The sequence below is a fragment of the Priestia sp. AB genome (assembly GCF_028369225.1).
Lineage (GTDB): Bacteria > Bacillota > Bacilli > Bacillales > Bacillaceae_H > Priestia > Priestia megaterium.
The window spans coordinates 49,491-71,507 of the sequence record NZ_JAQMYN010000001.1 but is presented as its reverse complement, the minus strand read 5'-3'; the positions used below and the strand labels follow the sequence as shown (position 1 = coordinate 71,507).

At 38.8% G+C, this 22,017-nt stretch carries 23 protein-coding genes and 1 other annotated feature; of the genes, 5 read left to right on the top strand and 18 right to left on the bottom strand.

Features of this window, described 5'->3' with window-relative positions:
* Positions 1-2 precede the first annotated feature (2 nt).
* The 4 genes from POF52_RS00370 to POF52_RS00355 all read right to left on the bottom strand — a co-directional run bounded on the left by POF52_RS00370 (position 3) and on the right by POF52_RS00355 (position 3,015).
* The gene (locus tag POF52_RS00370; RefSeq protein WP_014457994.1) at positions 3-815 is read right to left on the bottom strand and encodes a DUF1444 domain-containing protein; all 813 of its coding nucleotides are present in this window, start codon (positions 813-815) and stop codon (positions 3-5) included.
* Positions 816-887: 72 nt separating this feature from the next.
* Complete coding sequence (locus POF52_RS00365; protein WP_013059504.1) at positions 888-1,205, bottom strand: thioredoxin family protein; 318 nt, start codon at positions 1,203-1,205, stop codon at positions 888-890.
* A 153-nt stretch (positions 1,206-1,358) separates the two neighbouring features.
* Positions 1,359-1,883, bottom strand: a complete 525-nt coding sequence (locus POF52_RS00360) for a DUF84 family protein (RefSeq protein ID WP_271989055.1) — start codon at positions 1,881-1,883, stop codon at positions 1,359-1,361.
* Between the two features lie 58 nt (positions 1,884-1,941).
* Positions 1,942-3,015 carry a M42 family metallopeptidase gene (locus POF52_RS00355; RefSeq protein WP_074893774.1) on the bottom strand — a complete coding sequence of 358 codons (1,074 nt, stop codon included), beginning with the start codon at positions 3,013-3,015 and terminating at the stop codon, positions 1,942-1,944.
* Between the two features lie 152 nt (positions 3,016-3,167).
* On the opposite strand from POF52_RS00355, the gene POF52_RS00350 reads away from it, so the two are divergent.
* Entirely contained in the window at positions 3,168-3,479 is a 312-nt protein-coding gene (locus POF52_RS00350) for a PepSY domain-containing protein (RefSeq protein WP_025750689.1), read from the top strand.
* On the opposite strand, the gene POF52_RS00345 is transcribed toward POF52_RS00350, so the two are convergent.
* Both POF52_RS00345 and trmB read right to left on the bottom strand, forming a co-directional pair.
* The gene (locus POF52_RS00345) at positions 3,448-4,305 is read right to left on the bottom strand and encodes a YtnP family quorum-quenching lactonase (protein ID WP_271989051.1); all 858 of its coding nucleotides are present in this window, start codon (positions 4,303-4,305) and stop codon (positions 3,448-3,450) included. The two genes, POF52_RS00350 and POF52_RS00345, sit on opposite strands and share 32 nt — an antisense overlap.
* Before the next feature lie 75 nt (positions 4,306-4,380).
* Positions 4,381-5,031 (bottom strand): tRNA (guanosine(46)-N7)-methyltransferase TrmB, encoded by a 651-nt coding sequence (trmB, locus tag POF52_RS00340; RefSeq protein ID WP_013059509.1) that lies wholly within the window; start codon positions 5,029-5,031, stop codon positions 4,381-4,383.
* A 127-nt stretch (positions 5,032-5,158) separates the two neighbouring features.
* Between trmB and POF52_RS00335 the strand changes: the two genes are divergently transcribed.
* The gene (locus tag POF52_RS00335) at positions 5,159-5,437 is read left to right on the top strand and encodes a YtzH-like family protein (protein ID WP_013059510.1); all 279 of its coding nucleotides are present in this window, start codon (positions 5,159-5,161) and stop codon (positions 5,435-5,437) included.
* A 6-nt stretch (positions 5,438-5,443) separates the two neighbouring features.
* On the opposite strand, the gene POF52_RS00330 is transcribed toward POF52_RS00335, so the two are convergent.
* The 4 genes from POF52_RS00330 to thpR all read right to left on the bottom strand — a co-directional run bounded on the left by POF52_RS00330 (position 5,444) and on the right by thpR (position 10,280).
* Complete coding sequence (locus POF52_RS00330; protein ID WP_271989048.1) at positions 5,444-6,238, bottom strand: phosphotransferase family protein; 795 nt, start codon at positions 6,236-6,238, stop codon at positions 5,444-5,446.
* A gap of 191 nt (positions 6,239-6,429) precedes the next feature.
* Positions 6,430-8,571 (bottom strand): type I pullulanase, encoded by a 2,142-nt coding sequence (gene pulA / locus POF52_RS00325; protein WP_271989046.1) that lies wholly within the window; start codon positions 8,569-8,571, stop codon positions 6,430-6,432.
* Positions 8,572-8,663: 92 nt separating this feature from the next.
* Positions 8,664-9,590, bottom strand: coding sequence for a hypothetical protein (locus POF52_RS00320; RefSeq protein WP_271989044.1), 927 nt, complete (start codon positions 9,588-9,590; stop codon positions 8,664-8,666).
* Positions 9,591-9,725: 135 nt separating this feature from the next.
* Positions 9,726-10,280, bottom strand: coding sequence for an RNA 2',3'-cyclic phosphodiesterase (gene thpR / locus POF52_RS00315; protein ID WP_271989042.1), 555 nt, complete (start codon positions 10,278-10,280; stop codon positions 9,726-9,728).
* A gap of 190 nt (positions 10,281-10,470) precedes the next feature.
* On the opposite strand from thpR, the gene cysK reads away from it, so the two are divergent.
* A complete protein-coding gene (gene cysK / locus POF52_RS00310) occupies positions 10,471-11,403 on the top strand; it encodes a cysteine synthase A (protein ID WP_271989040.1) in 933 nt (310 codons plus the stop codon).
* Positions 11,404-11,435: 32 nt separating this feature from the next.
* Here cysK and pepV read toward each other — a convergent pair whose 3' ends face one another.
* The gene (pepV, locus tag POF52_RS00305; RefSeq protein WP_271989038.1) at positions 11,436-12,839 is read right to left on the bottom strand and encodes a dipeptidase PepV; all 1,404 of its coding nucleotides are present in this window, start codon (positions 12,837-12,839) and stop codon (positions 11,436-11,438) included.
* 408 nt (positions 12,840-13,247) lie between these two features.
* Here pepV and POF52_RS00300 point away from each other — a divergent pair, with 408 nt between their 5' ends.
* Positions 13,248-13,469, top strand: a complete 222-nt coding sequence (locus POF52_RS00300; protein WP_013059517.1) for a DeoR family transcriptional regulator — start codon at positions 13,248-13,250, stop codon at positions 13,467-13,469.
* Between the two features lie 222 nt (positions 13,470-13,691).
* Here POF52_RS00300 and POF52_RS00295 read toward each other — a convergent pair whose 3' ends face one another.
* Together POF52_RS00295 and POF52_RS00290 are read right to left on the bottom strand one after the other, a co-directional pair.
* Positions 13,692-14,408: a pseudouridine synthase gene (locus tag POF52_RS00295; RefSeq protein ID WP_013085247.1), complete on the bottom strand. Its 717-nt coding sequence runs from the start codon at positions 14,406-14,408 to the stop codon at positions 13,692-13,694.
* Positions 14,409-14,463: 55 nt separating this feature from the next.
* A complete protein-coding gene (locus POF52_RS00290; RefSeq protein ID WP_271989033.1) occupies positions 14,464-16,107 on the bottom strand; it encodes a putative polysaccharide biosynthesis protein in 1,644 nt (547 codons plus the stop codon).
* A 211-nt stretch (positions 16,108-16,318) separates the two neighbouring features.
* Between POF52_RS00290 and POF52_RS00285 the strand changes: the two genes are divergently transcribed.
* On the top strand, positions 16,319-17,590 hold the full coding sequence (locus POF52_RS00285) for an NAD(P)/FAD-dependent oxidoreductase (protein ID WP_271989031.1): 1,272 nt from the start codon (positions 16,319-16,321) through the stop codon (positions 17,588-17,590).
* A 4-nt stretch (positions 17,591-17,594) separates the two neighbouring features.
* On the opposite strand, the gene POF52_RS00280 is transcribed toward POF52_RS00285, so the two are convergent.
* The 5 genes from POF52_RS00280 to POF52_RS00265 form a co-directional block, all read right to left on the bottom strand.
* Positions 17,595-17,774, bottom strand: coding sequence for a sporulation protein Cse60 (locus POF52_RS00280; protein WP_013059521.1), 180 nt, complete (start codon positions 17,772-17,774; stop codon positions 17,595-17,597).
* A 210-nt stretch (positions 17,775-17,984) separates the two neighbouring features.
* Positions 17,985-18,164 (bottom strand): hypothetical protein, encoded by a 180-nt coding sequence (locus POF52_RS31100; RefSeq protein WP_081715124.1) that lies wholly within the window; start codon positions 18,162-18,164, stop codon positions 17,985-17,987.
* A 128-nt stretch (positions 18,165-18,292) separates the two neighbouring features.
* Entirely contained in the window at positions 18,293-18,604 is a 312-nt protein-coding gene (locus POF52_RS00275) for a rhodanese-like domain-containing protein (protein WP_013085250.1), read from the bottom strand.
* Positions 18,605-18,842: 238 nt separating this feature from the next.
* Entirely contained in the window at positions 18,843-21,257 is a 2,415-nt protein-coding gene (gene leuS, locus POF52_RS00270; RefSeq protein WP_013085251.1) for a leucine--tRNA ligase, read from the bottom strand.
* A 64-nt stretch (positions 21,258-21,321) separates the two neighbouring features.
* Positions 21,322-21,540 (bottom strand) — a binding site (T-box leader).
* Between the two features lie 242 nt (positions 21,541-21,782).
* Positions 21,783-21,974: a hypothetical protein gene (locus POF52_RS00265; RefSeq protein ID WP_271989029.1), complete on the bottom strand. Its 192-nt coding sequence runs from the start codon at positions 21,972-21,974 to the stop codon at positions 21,783-21,785.
* Between the last annotated feature and the right edge of the window lie 43 nt (positions 21,975-22,017).

The window sequence follows — 22,017 nt, the reverse complement described above, 5'->3', positions numbered from 1 at the left end:
AATTAGTCCCGTCCTTTACTGCGATTTTTTCCTAGAATAAAAATAGGTTCTAGCTCACCGTTTTCGTATAAAAATGAAAGAGCTGTGATGGGTACACGTCCACTTGCAAAAAAGCTCATGGTCATTTGCGCAAGAATATCATAACCCGTTTCGTTTTGGATATCAGCTAGAATCAGCACATCTTGATGAGGTACTGCTACAGCCATTGTGCCCGAAACACTAGAAGCAAAATCTTGCAAAAATGCCTCGTTAAGAATTCGGCTTGCATCGTATCCATCGTTCTGATTTACAAAATAAAAGTCATTGCCTGCTACCGTATCTTTTTTATGTGAAATCGGCAAAGAGCGAAGATTAAATTTAGCCATTTCCCGCACTGCGGATAGATCTAAATTTTCCTTACGAATTAGTTTCTCATCTAATAGACGATATGTATTGCCTAAATCAAGCGCATAATAAATGCGTGTTTCAGCTGTATGTTCATCATAAATCAACGGCACGTCTTCATTCGATTTATCTGGAAAAGACGTTGAGCGAATAACTGGATAAATGCGCTTTTCTTTTCCCGTTACTTGCTGTTCATCGTTCATAACACGAAGAGCTTCTTTTATATAATATACCATTTCATCTAGAGCCGCTTCCTTTTTTTCTTCCCATTTTGCAATTAGCCCAGGTAAAGAAATGGTTACACCTTTTTTCGTTTCCTGATGTTCAACGCGCAGCGTATCTTTTTCACGATCAAATAAAAATGACCAATCCGCACCCGTTAATCGCTCTTCTAGTAGTTTTCTCATCTTTTGACTATTCATTTTCGCCATATTTACGCCTCCTTTTCTCATTTTTATGTATGAAGACTGATAGCTGTAGATCGCTATCAGTCTTCACTTTATTTATGCATTTAAGCCGTTAATAAACTCTTCAATTTCTTCTTTTGTTTTACGGTCTTTGCTGACAAAACGCCCTGTTTCTTCTCCGTTGCTGTAACCAACAAAGCTTGGAATTCCAAAGATGCTTAATTCTGCACAAAGATCGATAAAGTCGTCGCGGTCGACATAGTGAAATGTATACTCGCTATGATTCGCCTCAATTTCTGGAAGCACGGGCTCGATTACTCGGCAATCTGGGCACCAGTCTGCTGAAAACATCATGATATGTTTTCCTTCTTTAATGATTTCTTTGTATTGTTCAATTGTTTGCATTTTTTCCATTTTTCTTTCCTCCACTTTTTCTTTTACTTTCGTATTTAAACGGCTAAAGCCCTATACATTATTTAATCCTTCTACATCAAAACATAGTATATGAGTTGTTGCAACTATCATACACTGATGCTTTTCTATTATAAAGGGTTACAAAGAAATTTCCTATTGAACAGCTTGATTTGTCCTAAAATCAAGCTGTCCTTTTAGCATTAAAACAACCTGATAAAACATAGCGGTCCGATCTAAATTCCCATTGGTGAAAATACCGATTGCTCCTTCTTTTTTTCGAATATTCTTTTGGTTTGTATACACTTCCATAGCTTCGGCTAATTCTTTTTTATCATGACGAAGCATACCAGCTACCGCTTCAGGAAGCCGAATACGAGCCCCTCCACCTAAAATCGGTTCAAGATCCTTAGAGGTAACAAGACTTCCCCAATTGCAAAGGAATAAGCCATGAGGCGTTTCCTGCACCCCTCCTTCAAGCCCAATACCAATATCAGCACCTGTCTCTTTCACAGCAGCACGCGCGCGATTAACCGCTCCTTGGATGGTTTCTTCGTCAGAAAAAGGCTGTGGCGACACCCCGGACTGCACGGCTGCCTCTACATATGTAAAAGTATCTCCAAATACTTTTTTTACTGCATTTACTTTTGCTGGATTTTTCGTTCCGATTGCAATTTTCATTTTTTTCTCCTGTCATTATGAAACAAAGCAACCGCAAAAGCAGCTGCTTTGTTCTTTTTTATCCGTTTTGCTTAATCGTATCGAGCGTTGTTTGGTCTGTAGAACGTACAAGTTTGACTAGTAATTCTTTTGCAGCTGCATAGTCATCTACATGAATCATAGAAGCATGAGTATGAATATAACGTGAACATACGCCGATGACCGCAGAAGGAACTCCATTATTAGAAGTATGAACGCGCCCTGCATCCGTACCTCCTGGAGAAACAAAGTATTGATAAGGGATGCTGTTTGTCTCAGCTGTATCTAAAATAAATTCTCTCATTCCTCTATGTGTGACCATCGTACGGTCAAAGATACGAAGTAATACGCCTTTTCCTAATTGTCCAAACGCATTTTTGTCGCCTGATGTATCGTTAGCTGGACTAGCATCTAGTGCATAAAACAAATCCGGTTTAATCATATTCGCAGCTGATTGAGCACCGCGAAGCCCTACTTCTTCTTGCACAGTAGCTCCAGAATATAAGATATTTGGCAATTTTTCATTTTTTACTTCTTTTAATAATTCAATCGCAAGTCCGCACCCATAGCGGTTATCCCATGCTTTCGCCAGTATTTTCTTTTCATTTGCCATTGGCGTAAACGGACAAATCGGTACAATTTGATCGCCAGGACGAATGCCCATTTCTGCTGCTTCCTGCTTACTATCTGCGCCCACATCAATCATCATATTTTTAATGGCCATTGGCTTGTTGCGCTGTGATTCGTCTAATAAATGAGGAGGGATAGAAGCAATTACGCCGGTGATAGGACCTTTTTTTGTAACAACATGTACGCGTTGAGCTAGCAGTACTTGACTCCACCATCCTCCTAGAGTTTGAAAACGAAGCATTCCTTTATCTGTTACAGACGTAACCATAAATCCTACTTCGTCCATATGTCCCGCTACCATTACTTTAGGACCTTTTTCCTCATTATAGCGAACGCCGAATAAACTTCCTAACCCATCTTGAATGACTTCATCTACAAGGGGTTCAATTTGCGAGCGCATAAATGAACGTACTTGATGTTCGTTTCCAGCGGCACCTGGTAACTCCGTTAATGTTTTAAATAGAGATAGCGTTTCATTGTTCATATATACTCTCCTTTATGTATCATTTTCTTTATTGTATCGAAAACCGGAAATAGTTGCTAGTTCGGTCCTTCTCTTCTACAACTCAACTTAACAAAGCATTCGACAATTTGATATAATGATGAAAACATATCCTTAAAAAGCAGGTGAATAACGTGAAATGGACTCAACTAATAGCAGGAGCTGCAGTCGGATTTGCAAGCGCTTATATTCTTCAAAAAAGAAAGTCGTCAATTTCCTCATCGGAAGCCCTTACGATTGTTAAAAGCGCTTTTAAACAAAATGGGGCAATCGATGGCTCATGGATTGAAACAACGACTAAAGTCATTCAAAAACATGGTCTCTCTTTTTATGGTTATACAGGTGGAATTATCAGAACACGTGATGCAAAACAGGAACATTACGAGTTTTTCATTGATAAAAAAAGCGGTTCTATTATTGAATTGACGCTGAATGCACCCGTTTAATTTCGTCAACTATTTCTCCTTTGTTATCCCATTTTACAGCTCGATAAAAAGCATCATGATAAAAACTTAGCCAAGCTTGACTCTCATAGGCATAAGCTAACCACTGCTGCTTTTGTTCAATCGAAGTCATTGGATAATCATCATATGCCATTACCCATAAGACATTTTGATGTGCATGTGTTGGCAAAAGATCGCCCATGTGCACTAAGATGTCATTGTTTCCTTTTAATACAACTACAGCATGACCATCGCTGTGACCTCCGGTATGATGAACCGTTACTCCAGGCACAATTTCATCTTTATCGCTAAATGTTATTACTTGATGCTGAATAAATTCCCAATTTTGTTTCCAATACGTATTTTTAGAACGTATATTAGGATTTCTCATCTCATTCCATTCGATCTCACTAACAAAGATTTCTGCATTCGGAAAAGCAGAGGAAAAATGTCCGTTGCTGCCTTTTGTTAAGCCTGACACATGATCAAAGTGAAGATGCGTCATAATGACATGAGTAATATCTTCGCACGTAAACCCTAACTTTTGTAAATCTTCAGCAATAAATGATTCTTCTGTTACACCAAAATGACGCTTTTTTTTCTCATCCAACATACCATTCCCTATACCTGCATCAATTAACATGAGGTGTTTTTCAGTTTGAACGAGCAAAGGATCAGTCCTCATTGGAATTCGATTTCCTTCTGAGATAGGATATTTTTTTGTCCAAAGCTCTTTTGGAACAACACCAAACATTGCTCCTCCGTCTAAATGATTATTCCCTCCACGAAGCCATGTCACTTTTAATTCGCCTATTGTTAACGTTTCCATTTTACACCTCCATTATATTCCTTTTTATTTTATCACTATCTCCTTCTCTTTTTGAACAAAAAAAGACTGAGGAACTCAGTCTTTTTCGTTCAGGTATTTTACTTCACAGCGATAAATACGGCTGCCTTTTTGTGAAAATTTCTCTTCATATTCCGTCATAACATTGCCTTCAAAATCGCTTTTATGCAAATCTAAGCTAATGTATTTGAGAAGAAGCCCATATTCTGAAAAGCTTGTCAATGAATATTCAAATAGCCCTTGATTATCTGTTTTAAAGTGAATTTCTCCACCATCAACCAGCAGGTTTTCATACATGCTTAAGAACGTTTTGTATGTTAAACGGCGTTTGGCATGTCTCTTTTTTGGCCATGGATCAGAGAAATTGAGGTAAACGCGATCCACGTCATTTTTTGCAAAAAACTCACTAAGGTGGTTAGCATCTACATTCAACAGCTTTAAATTTGGAAGCTCTTCTTCAATCAATCGTTCTAGAGCACTTAAGATGACACTTTCATACATTTCAATTCCAATATAGTTGATATGCGGATTTTGTTTAGCCATCCCTACTAAAAATTGGCCTTTTCCTGTTCCTACTTCAATATGAAGAGGATTTTCGTTTCCAAAAACCTCTTTCCAGTTCCCTTTATACTCTGCTGGGTTTGGAACCACGTATTGGGGATTTTCAGCAATTTTATCTTTTGCCCAAGGTTTGTTTCGTAATCTCATGTTGCACCTCTTTAATGTATTTTGACGCATTGAAAATGTCGGTTATTCGAAACAACCGACATTCTCATGCATAATTGTGTTTAGATAGAAAAAAATAAGAGCATCATACGAGAAAGGATGATGCTTAATGCCTTTAAATGCCGAACACCAAATGAATATATTAAAAGATATTTTATCTAATCATCAAAGTGATTGCTGCGGAACGGTTGCGGAATGTGAACAGGTTGAACGTTTAATTCAATCAATGTTAGCAAAAGGATACGCTAGCACAGACGTACAAGCAACACTACAAAACGTGTATAAATACACGCAAGATGCAAAAAGTGCTGCTCATTTAGACGAACATATTCAAACCAATCAACAAAATTTATCACAATGGGTCCAAGAACTATCTACCTTGTCATAATCTTTGCTACTGTGCTTGAATGTCGTCGACGAGCAAAATCCGAAGATATTCAAGCCAGTAATTCATTTCAGAATGTTCATTTTTCGAACGATGCCATTCAATGAATAAAATGGTTTGACTTATCACATACCACTTCATTCTCTTTTTCAAGTTCTCGGTTAGTTCAACCCCATAATGCTCAAGCCATTCTTCCCACTGAGATGGATTGATGTACCAATAAAGCAATAAACCTAAATCAATAGCAGGATCTGCAATCATCGCTCCGTCCCAGTCGATTAAATATAGCTGCGTATTCTCTCCAAGCATCCAGTTATTGTGGTTCACATCACAGTGACACACAACATATTTATCTGTCTGAACGGACGGAAGCTCTGCTTGTAAATAACTGATTCCCTGCTCTACAATACTTTCTTTTTGAAGTCGCTCGTCCACATTCTCTACAATATCGGCTAGCACGTCTTCGGGAAGAAGCGGTGTTTTCCCCAACCTTTTCAACATATCTAATAACTCGTTTGAATGATGAATTTTACTAAGCAATTCTGTCACTCGACTCGAATTCATATCTTTTGGTTTTAATTCTCGACCATCTAGCCAGTGCTGAGCTGTGATCACATCTCCATTTTCCATTCGTCTTGTCCACACGAGCTTCGGTACAATTCCTTCAGCTGACAATACTGCTAAAAAAGGTGATGAATTACGCTTTAAAAAAAGCTTTCGGTCTTGAAATTTTGCAAAATAAGCTTCTCCTGTCGCTCCGCCAGCAGGAGTAATTTCCCATTCGCTTCCTAATATATCTTCCAACCAATTCACCTTCAATTTCAACACACACATTTCGTTTAAAAATTTCACTCAATAAAGCAATCTATTAAGACATCATGACGTTATTTTCTTAGTAAATAAAAAAGACGGCTATTGAGGATATGTATCAATAGCCATCCTTTATAAATATTATCTCCATCATACTTTTTTCGTCAAGTGGTTGAAGACAATAATTACGTTTGAAATAAAATAAGAACGCTAAGCTTTGAAACGTTTATAGCATTATCCTCTATAGTAGGATACCCATTTTTATATACTTTACAATGATCAAGTGCTATTTTCCATGGTCCTTCTGGCAAAACTACTTTTTGTTCCATTAGGCCTTGATTAAAAAACACAATAATATTCTTCCACGGACCGTAAGCCAATACGTTTGATAAGCAATAGCCAATAACGGATTGCGGCGTATTTAGGAAAGAGACATGCTGCCTAATCGCTGAAGCATCTCCCAAGCGAAATGCACCGTGCTGTTTGCGAATACGAATCAGCTCTTGAACCCAATTCACGTCAGGAGAAAATTTGATCCGTCGATTCCAATCAAGTGCATTAATATCATCGGGTGAATTATAGCTGTTCTCTACGCCTTGTTTAGTGCGGTAAAACTCTTGACCACTATGAAGAAACGGTATGCCTTGCGAAAGAAGTACAATAGCAGTAGCAAGTCGGTGACGACTTCTACGAGTGTCTTCGTCTTCTTCTCCATTTGAATTCGTTAACTTATCCCACAGCGTATGATTATCATGTGATTCAACGTAATTAACTGATTGTGCTGGATTTATAAATAAAGCCCGGCTGTCTTCTTTATCCAGAATGCTCCCCGCTATCACAGATTGCACGGTCTCTTTTTGATGAATATTTCCGCTGATAAAACCTTTTTCATATACATCAAACGTGCTTCCTTTTACAGAATCTCGAAAGCGATCATTAAAATAGCCGATTTGAGGCGTTTGGCGGGCATTCGCCATAATTGCTTTTTGATTATAGGGAAGAGGAGTATTTAAATCCCAGCCTTCGCCAAACACCAAAATAGTAGAATCAATTTCATTTATTTTTTCCCGAATGATGTTCATCGTTTCTATATCTAAAATCCCCATGAGGTCAAAGCGAAGCCCATCAACGTCGTACTCTTTTATCCAAAACAATACTGAATCGATAATAAACTTTTGCGCCATTTTCCGTTCAGAAGCAAAATCATTTCCTACTCCCGTCCCGTTCGAAGGCATCCCAAACTCATCATGTCGAAAATAATAGCCCGGAACAATTTTTTCAAAAGGTGATTCCTCTCGTACAAATACGTGATTATAAACTACATCTATAATAACACGGAATCCCTGTTGATGAAGTGTTGATATTAATTGTTTCACTTCAGCAATACGAGTGGCAGGATTTGAAGGGTCAGCGGAGTAGCCTCCTTCTGGTACATTAAACAACAATGGATTATACCCCCAATTATAAGAAGCATGAGGGTTTAATTCATCTACTCCGCCAAAGTCGTTAATAGGAAGAAATTCAAGGTGGGTCACTCCTAGCTCTTTTAAATAATGAAGACCTGTTGTTTTGCCTGGCTGCCCGCTTGATTGAGTAACAGCTAGGTACGTGCCTTTTTTTTCCATCCCGCTTGAAGGGTGAATAGAAAAGTCGCGAACGTGCATTTCGTAAATAACGGCATCCGTTGGCTGAAGGAAAGGTGGCTTTTCATGGGGATGAACATAAACTGTATGAAGATTTATCAGAACTCCATATTCACTATTTGCTGTAGCTGCAACGGCATAAGGATCCACCGCTTCATTTGTCCGGCCGTTTACATCTATTAAAAATCGATAATAATACCCTTCTTTATCTAAGGGAAGTTTCTTTTCCCATACGCCTTTTCTTTGACGAGCCATGACGTACAGTTCTTCTTTGCCGCTGTTTGCATGTATTAATTTTAAAATCACTGCTGATGCAGTCGGGGCCCAAATTTTTATCATAATATGATCTGAATAAAAGGCTGCACCCAAATCATTTTGATTATAATAAAATCTCTCATCAAACTCTTTGGTTCGTATAACAGCCCCTACCTGCAGCGGAACTTTCTCTCCGTAATTATCACAGATAACGTACGACTGTCCAATTTCTATGCTACCTTCAACCTTGCCTTCATATTTGATAAAACCTTCTAATTCATGTACGTTTTCAATAGAGATGGTCTCATGCATTTGTGTACTTTTAATCACAAAAAAATCAATTTGACCTTCATGATAAGAAGTTGGAACTAAAAGAGTAATACGATCTATTTGATCTAAATAAGCTTGAAACTTATTATCACCAGTCATCCTTTTCTCCTCCTTATGCCAATTACCTCTTTAGTAGCATTATATGTAGTAAACGCAAAAACGAAAGCACTTTCATAGCTTGAATGTTCGTATTATTCACCTGCTTCGAATTCCCGGCCAAAATAAATACTCTGGCTGTGTTCGAGCAATACTTGAGCTGCTTTCATCTGCTTAAACTTTAAAGGTGCTTTAGATTTCCTAAGTTCATAAAACCACTCTTCGTACTTTCTAGCATCTACAAATTCAACCTGATAAGGCTCCGCAGCGTAATCAATATATCCATTTCTGCTCAGTAATATTTTCTTTACGTTATGTTCAATATCGTGAGTACGATAGATGCTTCGGACAATTTGCTCCGTTCGATTTAACCCAATTAAAGGATTTAATATCTTTTTTTGATCTCTTCCTCTTAACTCTGTCCAAAAATTTTCTTTTGAATACTGAAAAACAGCGCTTTTATATGTTTCTATTAAACAAATACAGAGGGTTTCCGTTGGAGTAACAATAACGATATCTCCTTCTACCGGAGCTTTATTAATCATGAAAACAGGCTTGTACATCACGAGACACGTATCAGGAAAGCGCTGAATAAAATAACGGAGAGCTTCATCATGGTAATATTTACGATCTGCTTGTGAGAACTCAAATAAAGTGGATGTAGCCCATTTCATTTGAAGATCAAATACATTTTCTAAAAACAATATTTTCAAGTCTTCCGCTGTTTGTGGAAGAGTTGTGAACCTCAATAGCTCTTGATTTTCCACGCTATCGCTAGAGAACGCTTCTTCCACTTCACACGTTTCTTTTTTTCTTGTAAACCGCTCTTTTGCCTTTTGCAAAAATGAACGTTGATCTTTCGTTTCTTCTTGTACAGGCGGCTCATGTAATAGCCCTTCTTCAAATAATTGCTTTGCTTTCTTCCAATTATGCTTTTTTAAGTGATTAAACTGAGACGTGTAGTGATAAACGTCTTTTTCATAACGGGAAATATAATCCTGCACCTTAAGTAGCTGCGCCACGTTTACATCAATCCCCTAATTAAAATTCCTCTAAAACTTTGTTCGCCGATGATTTCTCTATTATCATCGGCGTTTTCTTTCCTTTGATAAGAGCGATTTTTAAATAACCGCTCTCCATGCTTGTATGTTCATATGCTACTGTGACTGCAAGGAAAAAGATAGTATTTTTTTATATTTAGGTTTGCTAGCAGGATGAACTTCAAAAAGGGCAAACGAACTTACTTGAAACTGTTCTACAATCGACGTTTGCTTTAACTGTTCTTCCAAAAGTCCGGCTTCCCCTCCCCACTTCTTTGCAATCGTAATATGAGGACGATAAGGACGTTTTTCGTACAGGCCGCTTAGATCTTCCCATACGGCCTGTATATCCCTTTGCAGATTCATAAGCTTATCATTTGGCCTAAGGCTTACATAAAGCACTCTAGGCTTGTTATACGCACCGAACACATCGTACTGACCTGTCTGCAGCGAAAAACTTGAATGACGGGAGGCTACTTCTTTTAAGCGCGTAATCAGCTTTTCCTTTTTGTCATCTAAAAACCCTAAAAATTGTAGCGTTATATGATAATCGTCAGAGTATGTCCATTGTTTGAAAGGAAAAGGTATTAATTCCTTTGCCCAATTTTCTGCCTGATGTGCAATGGATACAGGCACGTTGATTCCAATAAAATAATGTTTATCGCCTTTCATCAAATCTCTCCTTTTCTTTTTATTATCTTTCCCCAATTGGTTATGTTCAAAAAGAGCTAGATCTATTTTAAAGGTTTTTTCGGATGAAATAGAGAGGTTTTTCTGAAAATTTGTCATGTGCTTAAAAAATAAGAATTTGTGTTATCATAGAAACAATACAGAGAATTTTTATAAGAAAAGGATGAGAAAAATGAAAGTTGTTAACAATATGGCTGATTTGATTGGAGAGACACCTCTTGTTAAGTTGAATCGTCTTCAACCTGCAGATGGAGCATCCGTTTACTTAAAACTAGAGTTTTTTAATCCAAGCGGTAGTGTGAAAGACCGTGCTGCTTTTAATATGATCGTGGAAGCTGAAAAAGCAGGCTTGCTCAATGAAAATTCTACTATTATTGAACCAACGAGCGGAAATACAGGTATTGGCTTAGCAATGAATGCAGCGGCAAGAGGTTATCGTTCTATTTTAGTTATGCCAGATACCATGACTCAAGAACGAATTAACTTGTTAAAAGCATATGGTGCTGAAGTTGTTCTAACACCGGGCGATGAGAAAATGCCAGGAGCAATTCGCAAGGCAGAAGAGCTTACAAAAGAAATTCCAAATGCATTTATGCCCATGCAGTTTGAAAATAATGCAAACCCTGACGCTCATCGAAAAACGACTGCTAAAGAAATTATCGAGGCAATGAACGAGTTAGGCAAAGACCTATCTGCTTTTGTTGCTACTGCTGGAACAGGCGGAACGATTACAGGAACTGGTGAAGTACTAAGAGAAAACTACCCAAATATGACCGTTCATGTTGTGGAACCAGCCGGGTCTCCTGTATTATCTGGAGGAAGACCTGGGAAGCACAAGCTTGTAGGAACAAGCCCTGGATTTATTCCTGATACGCTTAATGTAGATGTTTACGACGAAATTTCAAAAATTAAAGATGAACAAGCCTACGATATTACGCGACGCTTGGCTTCTGAAGAAGGAATTTTAGTCGGTCCTTCATCTGGCGCTGCGTGCTATGCTGCTATCGAGGTAGCCAAAAAATTATCTCCTGATCAAGTGGTCGTATGTATTGCGTGCGATACAGGTGAACGTTATTTATCAAGTGACCTGTTCTCATTTGAATAATAAAAAAGCGAACGCAAAGGCGTTCGCTTTTTTTATTTAGCTAATTCGTAAATAGCCTGTGCATAAATAGCTGTTGCACGAAGTAAATCTTCAATTACCATGTACTCGTCTTTTTCGTGTGCTACTTCTTCACGGCCTGGGAAAAGAGGTCCAAATGCCACACCCGCTTCCAATGCTCTGGCATACGTTCCTCCTCCAATTGAAATAAGTGTAGGTTCTTCATTTGTTTGTTCTTGGTAAACCTTTTGAAGCGTTTGAATAAGCTCATGTTTTTGATCGACATGATGTGGTTTAGAATCTGTAAAATGTTTGATGGTCATTTGATAAGATTTACTTTTTTCTTTAATCGTATCAATAATATTGTCAATATGAGCTGATACAGGATAGCGAATGTTTAAACCAAAGTGCCCCGCTTCTTCTTGATTGTAAGACATGATTCCAACATTTATCGTTAAATCACCCGTGACCTCATCTTTGCGATTTAAGCCCATTTTTTCTCCTAGTGCATCTTGGACTAAATACGCATTTGCATAACCTACAAACTGATTAGCTTGTTCATCAAGTTCTAATGTGTGTAAAAAGCGAAGAAGCATAAGTCCAGCATTTTTCCCTTTATCAGGCACACTGCCATGTGCTGAAACGCCTTCTAAAGTAAGTGTGTATACACCGCTCTTTTCTGTTATTGAACCTTTTAAAGACTGATCCTTTAAAAATTGATCATATTTATTTTTAATATCCGTTTCACTATGGAATTCAAGAACAGCTGTTGCAAGATCAGGAACCATATTGTAGCGTCGCCCAGAGACAAATGATGTAAGCTGAATGCTTCCTTTTGTTCCTTCAAGTGGCTGCTGGCGAATTTCTACGTCTGTAATGCCTTTTTCAGCAAAAATGATAGGAAAATCGGCATCGGGCGCAAACCCCATAGTTGGCATCTCTTCATGATTGAAGTAGTGGTCCACACATCTCCAGTCACTTTCTTCATCCGTTCCAATGATCATTCGAACCCGTTTAGATAGAGGAAGCCCTAAATCTTTCACAATTTTCATTGCATAATAAGCAGCCATCGTCGGGCCTTTGTCATCGATTGCTCCTCTAGCAAAAATTTTCCCGTCTTTTATTTCACCGCCGTATGGATCAACCGACCACCCGTCTCCTTCAGGAACAACGTCTACGTGACAAAGAATGCCAAGAAGGTCTTTCCCTTCTCCTGCTTCAATATGACCTGCATATCCGTCTACGTTCTTGACGGAAAACCCGTCATTTTTTCCTTTATTTAAAAGAAAGTCAAGCGCTTGAGCAATTCCAGGTCCAAATGGCTCTTCTTGTTTTTCTGTGCTTGTCAAAACACTTTTAATTTGTAAAAAACGCTGCGTCTCAGCTAGAATTTCAGCTTCTCTTTTTTGAACTTCCTCTTTCCAATTAATTGCCGTCATCTGTTTGTCTCCTTTTCCTGCTTTTACAGATTGTATCTATCATTACTATTGGTAAATTTAACTTTATCATACCTTTATATAGAAAGAAATAATTGTCTCTTTCCTTTCATATCAAAGGTTTACAGAGTCAAAATTCCGGGAAATAAATTGTAGGCACAATCGATAAAAACGGATTCTATTTGTTTATTGTTTACATATACTATAAAAAATGTGCAAATAGAGGAAGGAGATGTTACGAAAGGATTACATATTTATATCATTTTTTGTAAATATTGTGTTAATTTGCGTTTTCTCTTTTATTTTTCTGTCGATTTTGTGTACAATAAGAATAAGGACTGAAATAGTGCTTGACATCTCAGAGTTATAAAGAAGTTGTGCCTTACGAAAAACGAATAAGGAAGTGGTTTTTTGAAACCTTCAACTAATCGAATGCTAACTCGTATCAAATCGGTCTATATGTTCATTTGTAAAAATGGAACAGTTACAACGCAAGAGCTCGTAGACGAATTTGGTATTACACCAAGAACCATTCAGCGTGACTTGAATGTGTTAGCATATAATGATTTAGTTCGCAGCCCAAGTCGCGGTACATGGACGACTACGCAAAAGAAGGTCAAGATGTCATCCTAGTAAGTTTATTTCAAGGGTAGTAAGTGATTTATATATAGAGATAAAATTCTACGCAGTAGAAAGTCAAGACTTGGACGAGTGCATAGTCCCCCGCTCCATTTGCACGTCAAGCAGAGTTGGTACTCGTTTAAGTGCTTTAACGTGAAATGTTTCACTTGTCTAACAAAGTGGACAAAAAAAGGAACCATTTTAGACTTAGGTTCCTTTTTCTTTCGCCTCTTCTTAGGCATTTGATTTTTGCAATAAAGCTAGTTCTTCTTCCGTTAACTCCCTATACTCTCCTAAATCTAACGACTCGTCTAACAGCAAAGCTCCCATAGATAAACGTTTTAAATACGTTACTTTTTTTCCTCTTGCTTCAAACATACGCTTCACTTGATGAAATTTCCCTTCAACGATCGTTAATTCAATTTCTGATTCCACACCGCTTGTTAGTATCTTTAACTCTGCTGATTTTGTTACATATCCATCATCAAGAGTGACACCTTGTCTAAATGCTTCAGCATCTTCTTCAGTCACCGGTGCATTAATTTTTGCAAAATATGTTTTAGGAACGTGTTTTTTAGGAGATAGCAGCTGATGTGCAAGCTGACCGTCATTCGTCAGCAGCAAGAGCCCTTCTGTATCTTTATCTAAACGCCCTACCGGAAATGGGTCATACACAGCATCGTCAAGTTCAAGTAAGTCCAAAACTGTTTCATGAAGAGAATCTTCTGTTGCTGATATGACGCCTTGAGGCTTATGAAGCATAAAGTAAACAAATTCTCGGTAAGAAACGGCTTCGCCATGCACAGTGATTTCTTGTTCATCTGGATTAACGTGGACCTTAGCATCTTTAACTGCTGAACCGTCTACCTTAACAGCTCCAGTCTTTAAAAGACCTTTAACTTCTTTTCGGCTTCCGTACCCAATGGTAGAAAGCAATTTATCCAAACGCATGTAATATCCTCCTCTTTTTTGAAAAGAAGATGACTCTAACGAGTCATCTTCTTACTTAGGCACTGCGCTGTTTATTTCGGCGCAGTATCTTTCTTTCAATTGCACCAGTTACCCTCGCTCCCATTACTTTTTCAAGCAGGCTTGAACGATAAGTAATAATAAAGTAAATAAGGCCGCCTACTGCTGCTCCTATAATTGTAATAACAGTGGCAGAGAATCGTCCTGGCGTTGTAAACAGACCAATCACTGCTGCGACAAATTTTACGCTGATTCCCATAATCGCAACAAAGATGAGAATAAGCACAGAGCGTTTTATAAACTCACTGTAGTTATATTTTGCGTGTTTTTGAATAAGCGCAAACATATAAACAAGAGATACGATATAGCCTAGTGCAGTCGCTAAAACTGAACCAATCTCGTGGAACATAAGAATAAATGGAACGTTCACGACAATTTTCACAATCAATCCAAATAATAGACTTAAAACAGCATATTTTTGTTTGTTGATGCCTTGTAAAATAGCTCCATTCACCGTAAAAAATGAGAACAATAAAGCTACCGGTGCATAGTAAAGCAAGACATTTCCACCCGCATCCGATGCATCTGTTCCAAAGAAAAACGTATAGGCTGGGCCAGCTAAAGCCATTAATCCTACAGATGCTGGCAGCACAAGAAACATAATCGTTTGATATGTTTGGTCAATTTGCTTTTGCAGTACGTTATAATCTTTATTCACAAAGGAACGTGTAATCGTTGGTACAAGAGTCAAACCGAACGCAGTAGCTAATGAAACGGGAATCATCACAAGCTTTGGAACATAAGACTGAACAATTCCGTTCATTGACTCTGCTATTTCTTTTTGTCCAGCCGCTACCATTGCACGGTTAAATGTGAATTGGTCCACATACTGATAAAGCGGAATAGCCAAGCTGACAAAGACATATGGCAATGAATACGTAAGCAGCTCTTTAAAAATGGATACGGTAGAAATACGCGTAGGCGTTACCGTCTGCTCGTTCACCATTTTATCGAGATAAGGCTTTCGTTTTTTCCAGTACCAAATTAATACAGCCAGTCCAGCAAGAGCTCCTACAAAAGCCCCCATCGTAGCAAATCCAACGGCTAATGCAAGACTTCCATGGACAACTTTGATGACGATATAGGTAGATGCCAATAAAAAGACAACCCGCACAAGCTGTTCAACTACTTGTGAAACAGCTGTTGGTCCCATAGACTGGTGACCTTGGAAAAATCCTCGCATTAAACTCATCATCGGTACTACAATTAACGCAACACTAACCATTCGCATAACCATTACTACATCTTCTAAGGAGTTATTTAAATCAGAACCTCCCAGTGTAATTCTAGACATAACAGGAGCTAACGAATATAAAAGTAAAAATGCAAGTATTCCTGTGACAAGCATTAATTTCATGCCGGCCCGGTACATTCTTCTACTCGTATAGTAATCACCGAGTGCATTATATTTTGATACAAATTTCGATACGGCCATTGGCATACCGGCTGTAGCAATACTTAAATAAATAGCATATTGGTTATATCCGTAACCAAACAGTGCTCCCCCTACGGTTCCAACAAGGATCGCAAATGGAAATAAATAAATCATTCCCAAGATTCGGGATACATAAGTGCCAAGCGTTAGCACAAAGGTCCCTCTTAACAATTTTGAATCAGACATACGTTTGCCTCCGATACTTAATGTTACATACTGATAATAATGATAGAATTGAAAAGAAGCAAGTGACAGTATACACTAAGAAAGGTCTTATACTCACTCGCACTCGTCAACAAACTAAAAAAACAAAGACTATAGCCCATTTTATCCAATGTTGAGAGATTTGTCAGTGAACAAACTAAAATTTTTTAAGAATAGACAGGTTGGTGAAAGTATGATATATGATGTAGTCGTAATCGGAGGAGGACCTTCTGGTTTGATGGCATCGATTGCAGCTGGTGAGTCAGGTGCAAACGTATTATTAATTGATAAAGGCAATAAACTTGGACGAAAGCTTGCCATTTCTGGAGGCGGACGCTGTAATGTGACAAACCGTCTTCCCATTGATGAACTTATTAAACACATTCCAGGAAACGGACGCTTTTTATACAGTGCGTTTTCTGTTTTTAATAACGAAGATATCATCTCTTATTTTGAAGGCCTTGGAATTAAATTAAAAGAAGAAGATCACGGCCGTATGTTTCCGGTCAGCAATAAAGCGCAATCTGTTGTTGACGCATTAATTAGCGAACTTCACCGTCTTCGTGTGACAATTCGCACAAACACAGCCGTTAAACGCGTACACTATGAGAACAACACCGTGAAAGAAGTTGTGCTTCAAAACGGGGAAGCAATCCAAACGAAAAGCGTTGTGATTGCAGTAGGTGGAAAATCAGTACCTCATACAGGTTCCACAGGAGACGGTTATCAATGGGCAAAAGATGCGGGGCATAAAATTACTGAACTTTACCCAACAGAAGTTCCTATTACATCTAGCGAACACTTTATTAAAACCAAAACGCTTCAAGGTCTATCGCTTCGCAATGTAGGACTAAGCGTGCTTAATAAAAAAGGGAAGCCTGTCATTACTCATCAAATGGATATGATTTTCACTCACTTTGGCATCTCTGGCCCTGCCGCTCTTCGCTGCAGCCAATATGTTGTTAAAGAGTTAAAGAAACAAAAAAGCAATACTGTTCAAATGTCTCTTGATTTATTTCCTAGCCAAAACGACGAAGATATTTTCCAAAAATTAGTTAAAACAACAAAAGAAGAGCCGAAAAAAGCAATTAAAAATGTCTTAAAAGGTTTTGTATCTGAACGCTATCTATTGTTTTTACTCGAGCAAGCAAGCATTGATAGCCAAGCGCTAACAGGACAGCTTCAGCATGAGAAACTGAGAGAATTTGCAAGACTGTGCAAACGATTTGAATTTGCTGTAAACGGCACGCTTTCTTTAGAAAAAGCATTCGTCACAGGAGGCGGCGTATCTGTTAAAGAAATTCACCCAAAAGAAATGTCTTCGAAATTTATGCAAGGCCTTTACTTCTGCGGGGAAATTCTTGATATCCATGGATACACTGGAGGATACAATATCACTTCTGCTCTTGTAACAGGCCGTTTGGCTGGAAGTAATGCAGGAGAATTTGCAACAAGCCTAGCATAATATGCTAGGCTTTATACATAACCATGGCTGAAAAACAGTACACCTGCTCATCACGATCAACATCCACTGTCACTTGGTATTTAATATCAACGACGTCTTCATCCTCTAGTTTCCGTAAAAATCGGTTCACCGCAAATTCTAAATCTTTTTCATGCTCTTTATCAAACATTTTTACTTGTATCACAGCTTCTACCACCTTGTCCTATCAAATTTGTTTCAATCAGAATGGACTGTTTCTCTTGATGATGGTTTTTGTACTGATTTTCAATCTCTTACTACCTCTATTTTTATGAGGGCTTTTATAGATTTAGTCATCATTTGTTTTCCTGCTATCATTTTAGTCGGATGGCAGAAGTGTCATTCAAAAAAGAGGTTGAGACATAACGAAATGAACTCAATCTAAAGACGAACAAATGGGATACATGAGCTGAACCGCTTGTAACACGGCAGTCGATTTCCTTGCAAGACTTCGCTTTCCGCGGGCGGCCGGTGAGCCTCCTCCTCGCTTGCGCTCCTGGGGGGTCTCACCTGTTCCGCTTTTCTCGCAGGAGTCTTCGCCTTGCCTTCCAATCAGCTGCTAGAAGAAACGAAACAAATAAAACCTATGTTCTCCCTAACAAAAAAAATGAACCACTAATCAAACATGTTGATCAATGGTTCATTTTTCAATTCAGCTAAGATACTTTTGTCCCAGCCTCTTTTTTATTTATTAACCGTTTTCCCTTCCCACTCTAACATACCGCCAACCATATTTGTTACTTTATATCCTTGTTCTTGAAGGTAGTAACATACGTTTTCACTGCGGCGGCCCGAACGGCAAATGAAAATATATTCTTTGTCTTTATCGAAATAATCCACATTACCTGGAATATCATTCATACGAATGTGTTTAGCAGTTGGAATCATTCCTTCTGCTACTTCTTCATCTTCGCGCACATCAACTAAATGAAGTTCTTCTCCATTTTCAACGCGTTTTTGAAGTTCTTCAGGCGTAATTACTTTTACTTCTTCCATCTTCGTCATTCCTCTCTATTCTTTCATTCAGCTTGCTATCGCTATTGTAGCAAATTCAAATACCTTTATGCCACTAAATAAGAAAAGCTTAAGCAGCAGCCTGCCTAAGCTTTTCCAATCGTAGTTAAAGGTTTGACTAAGCGCCTGATGTCAACCCGAAAGGCGGACATCAGGCACTTAGGTCTAGAACAGAACCCCTGACTAAAGAGCTGTCAGGGGTTCTGTTCTACATCAATACTTAATTAGCTACGATGTTTACTAATTTACCAGGCACAGCAATCACTTTGCGCACTGTCTTACCTTCAATGAACTCTTGAACATCTTCATTAGCCATTGCAATATCTTGAAGCTCTTCACGAGACGCCTCAGCAGGTACGTTTACTTTCGCACGTACTTTACCGTTAATTTGAACGACAATTTCCACTTCATCATCTACAAGTTTTGCTTCGTCAAACGCAGGCCAAGCCTCATACGAAATTGTATCTTCGTGACCTAGTTTGCTCCATAATTCCTCAGTCGTATGAGGACAAATTGGTGCTAATAGCTTCACAAATCCTTCTACGTATTGCTTTGGCAGCACGTCAACTTTGTATGCATCATTGATGAATACCATAAGCTGAGAGATACCTGTATTAAAACGGAGGCCTTCATAATCTTCCGTTACTTTTTTCACCGTTTGGTGATACACGCGTTCAAGCGTAGTGTCATTGCTTTCTTGAACCTTGCTGCTTAATTCACCGTTATCGTCAACAAGTAAGCGCCATACACGATCTAAGAAACGGCGTGCACCATCAAGCCCTTTTGTTGACCAGGCGATTGACGCATCTAAAGGCCCCATGAACATTTCATAAAGGCGAAGCGTATCTGCTCCGTGGCTTTCTACGATCTCGTCTGGGTTTACAACGTTACCTTTTGACTTACTCATTTTTTCGTTGTTTTCTCCAAGAATCATACCTTGGTTAAACAGTTTTTGGAACGGCTCTTTTGTTGGAACTACGCCGATATCATATAAAAACTTATGCCAGAAACGAGCATATAATAAGTGAAGAACAGCGTGTTCAGCTCCACCGATATAAATATCAACCGGCAACCATTCTTTTAATTTATCTGCATCTGCTAACGCTTCACTGTTTGTTGGATCAATGTAGCGTAAGTAATACCAGCAGCTGCCTGCCCATTGAGGCATTGTATTTGTTTCGCGGCGCCCTTTTTTGCCTGTTTCCGGATCTACAACGTTCACCCAGTCATCAATGTTTGCTAACGGAGATTCACCTGTGCCTGACGGTTTGATTTCAGTCGTTTTTGGTAACACAAGCGGAAGCTGATCTTCAGGAACTGCAGTCGTTGTGCCATCTTCCCAGTGAATAACAGGAATTGGTTCACCCCAGTAGCGCTGACGACTGAATAACCAGTCACGCAGACGGTATGTTACTTGTTTTTCACCTTTTTCATTTGCTTGAAGCCACTGAATCATATTTGAAATGGCTTCTTCTTTATCTAAACCATTTAAGAAGTCTGAATTAACGTGCTCGCCGTCGCCTGTATAAGCTTCTTTTGAAACGTCTCCGCCCGCTACTACTTCTTTAATCGGCAGTTCAAATTTAACAGCAAATTCATAATCACGCTCATCATGAGCCGGAACAGCCATAATTGCACCTGTGCCATAGCTCATTAGAACATAGTCAGCAATCCAAATTGGCATTCTCTCGCCGTTTACAGGGTTAATTGCATAAGCACCAGTGAATACGCCAGTTTTGTCTTTAGCTAAGTCTGTACGTTCTAAATCGCTTTTGCTTTTAATTTGATCTAAATAAGCTTCTACCGCTTCTTTTTGTTCGGCTGTTGTAATTTTTTCTACAAACGGATGTTCAGGTGCTAAAACGGCATACGTTGCCCCAAATAGCGTGTCAGGACGCGTTGTGAACACAGTAAATGTGTCCTCGTATCCATCGATTGTGAAGTGCACGTGAGCTCCTTCAGAGCGGCCAATCCAGTTGCGCTGCATTTCTTTAATACTTTCTGGCCAATCAAGCTCATCTAAATCTTCTAGTAAACGATCTGCATAAGCTGTGATTTTAAGCATCCACTGCTTCATTGGACGACGCTCAACCGGATGTCCCCCACGCTCACTTTTGCCGTCAATAACTTCTTCGTTCGCAAGTACTGTTCCTAGAGCAGGACACCAGTTAACAGCTACTTCATCCACATAAGCTAAGCCGTTTTTATATAGCTGTAAGAAAATCCACTGTGTCCATTTGTAGTAGTTTGGATCAGTTGTATTAATTTCTCGCTCCCAATCGTAAGAGAAACCTAACGATTTGATTTGACGACGGAAATTATTAATGTTAAGTTCAGTGAATTCAGCCGGGTCGTTTCCTGTATCTAATGCATACTGTTCAGCAGGTAGTCCGAATGCATCCCATCCCATCGGATGAAGTACATTGTATCCTTGCATACGCTTCATACGAGATAAAATATCCGTTGCTGTATAACCTTCTGGATGCCCGACGTGTAAACCAGCCCCAGATGGATAAGGGAACATATCTAATGCGTAAAATTTACGCTTTCCTTCATCTTCTGTTGTTCTAAATGTTTTATTTTCTTCCCAAACTTTTTGCCATTTTTGTTCGATCTTTTCATGATTAAAAGCCATACATAATCCTCCTTGTACGCTCCAGCTGTATTTAATTAAACTAAAAAACCCCTCATCCCTCAAACAAAGGGACGAGAGGTTGAATAAACTTCCCGCGGTACCACCCAAATTAGCACAATTATGTACTCACTCATTTTCCTTAACGCGGATAGACGGCAAATGTTACTTTACTTCACATTTACAACTCCAAGGTGAGTTCATGAACGCTCGTTTGCTGACTCGCACCACCCGTCAGCTCTCTTAGCTCGCTTCGTTCACTACTATTCCTTATCATAGTTTTTACATCATACTACCTTGTATTGTAAATAATATGTTCGTAAACTGCAAGTTGTTCAAGGGATTTTGTAAAAGTTTCTGCAATGCAGCACTGCTTTGTTGCTAAATCCTCTCTTTCATTCTTATATATAAACAACTTCTCCCAAAAACATACATCCACGGCCAAACAAAAAAGGATTGAGACATAATTAAATCAATCCAATTTAAAGACGAACAAATGGGATAAATGCGCTAGTATGAATTTCTTGGTTACACCGCTGTTGATTTCCGTGCAAGACTTCTCTTTCCGCTGGCGGCCGATGAGCCTCCTCGTTTCTTACACTCATGCGAAGTCTCACCTACTTCAGGAGTCTTTACCTTGCCCTCCACTCCGCAGCTAGAAGCACCTAAATAAATGAAACCTACGTTCACCATAAACATGAAAAGATCCGAACGATTCATCGTTCGGATCTTCCTTCAACTAAAATACTTTTATCCCAGTCCC

Coding starts and splice junctions, on each gene's coding strand:
- leuS (WP_013085251.1), bottom strand. CDS start 21,257: ATGGCTTTTAATCATGAAAAGATCGAACAAAAATGGCAAAAAGTTTGG.
- pepV (WP_271989038.1), bottom strand. CDS start 12,839: ATGACGGCAATTAATTGGAAAGAGGAAGTTCAAAAAAGAGAAGCTGAA.
- cysK (WP_271989040.1), top strand. CDS start 10,471: ATGAAAGTTGTTAACAATATGGCTGATTTGATTGGAGAGACACCTCTT.
- POF52_RS00365 (WP_013059504.1), bottom strand. CDS start 1,205: ATGGAAAAAATGCAAACAATTGAACAATACAAAGAAATCATTAAAGAA.
- POF52_RS00370 (WP_014457994.1), bottom strand. CDS start 815: ATGGCGAAAATGAATAGTCAAAAGATGAGAAAACTACTAGAAGAGCGA.
- POF52_RS00295 (WP_013085247.1), bottom strand. CDS start 14,408: ATGCGTTTGGATAAATTGCTTTCTACCATTGGGTACGGAAGCCGAAAA.
- POF52_RS00265 (WP_271989029.1), bottom strand. CDS start 21,974: ATGAATCGTTCGGATCTTTTCATGTTTATGGTGAACGTAGGTTTCATT.
- thpR (WP_271989042.1), bottom strand. CDS start 10,280: ATGAAAGGCGATAAACATTATTTTATTGGAATCAACGTGCCTGTATCC.
- POF52_RS00285 (WP_271989031.1), top strand. CDS start 16,319: ATGATATATGATGTAGTCGTAATCGGAGGAGGACCTTCTGGTTTGATG.
- POF52_RS00360 (WP_271989055.1), bottom strand. CDS start 1,883: ATGAAAATTGCAATCGGAACGAAAAATCCAGCAAAAGTAAATGCAGTA.
- POF52_RS00345 (WP_271989051.1), bottom strand. CDS start 4,305: ATGGAAACGTTAACAATAGGCGAATTAAAAGTGACATGGCTTCGTGGA.
- pulA (WP_271989046.1), bottom strand. CDS start 8,571: ATGACTGGTGATAATAAGTTTCAAGCTTATTTAGATCAAATAGATCGT.
- POF52_RS00355 (WP_074893774.1), bottom strand. CDS start 3,015: ATGAACAATGAAACGCTATCTCTATTTAAAACATTAACGGAGTTACCA.
- POF52_RS00290 (WP_271989033.1), bottom strand. CDS start 16,107: ATGTCTGATTCAAAATTGTTAAGAGGGACCTTTGTGCTAACGCTTGGC.
- trmB (WP_013059509.1), bottom strand. CDS start 5,031: ATGAGATTACGAAACAAACCTTGGGCAAAAGATAAAATTGCTGAAAAT.
- POF52_RS00275 (WP_013085250.1), bottom strand. CDS start 18,604: ATGGAAGAAGTAAAAGTAATTACGCCTGAAGAACTTCAAAAACGCGTT.
- POF52_RS00335 (WP_013059510.1), top strand. CDS start 5,159: ATGCCTTTAAATGCCGAACACCAAATGAATATATTAAAAGATATTTTA.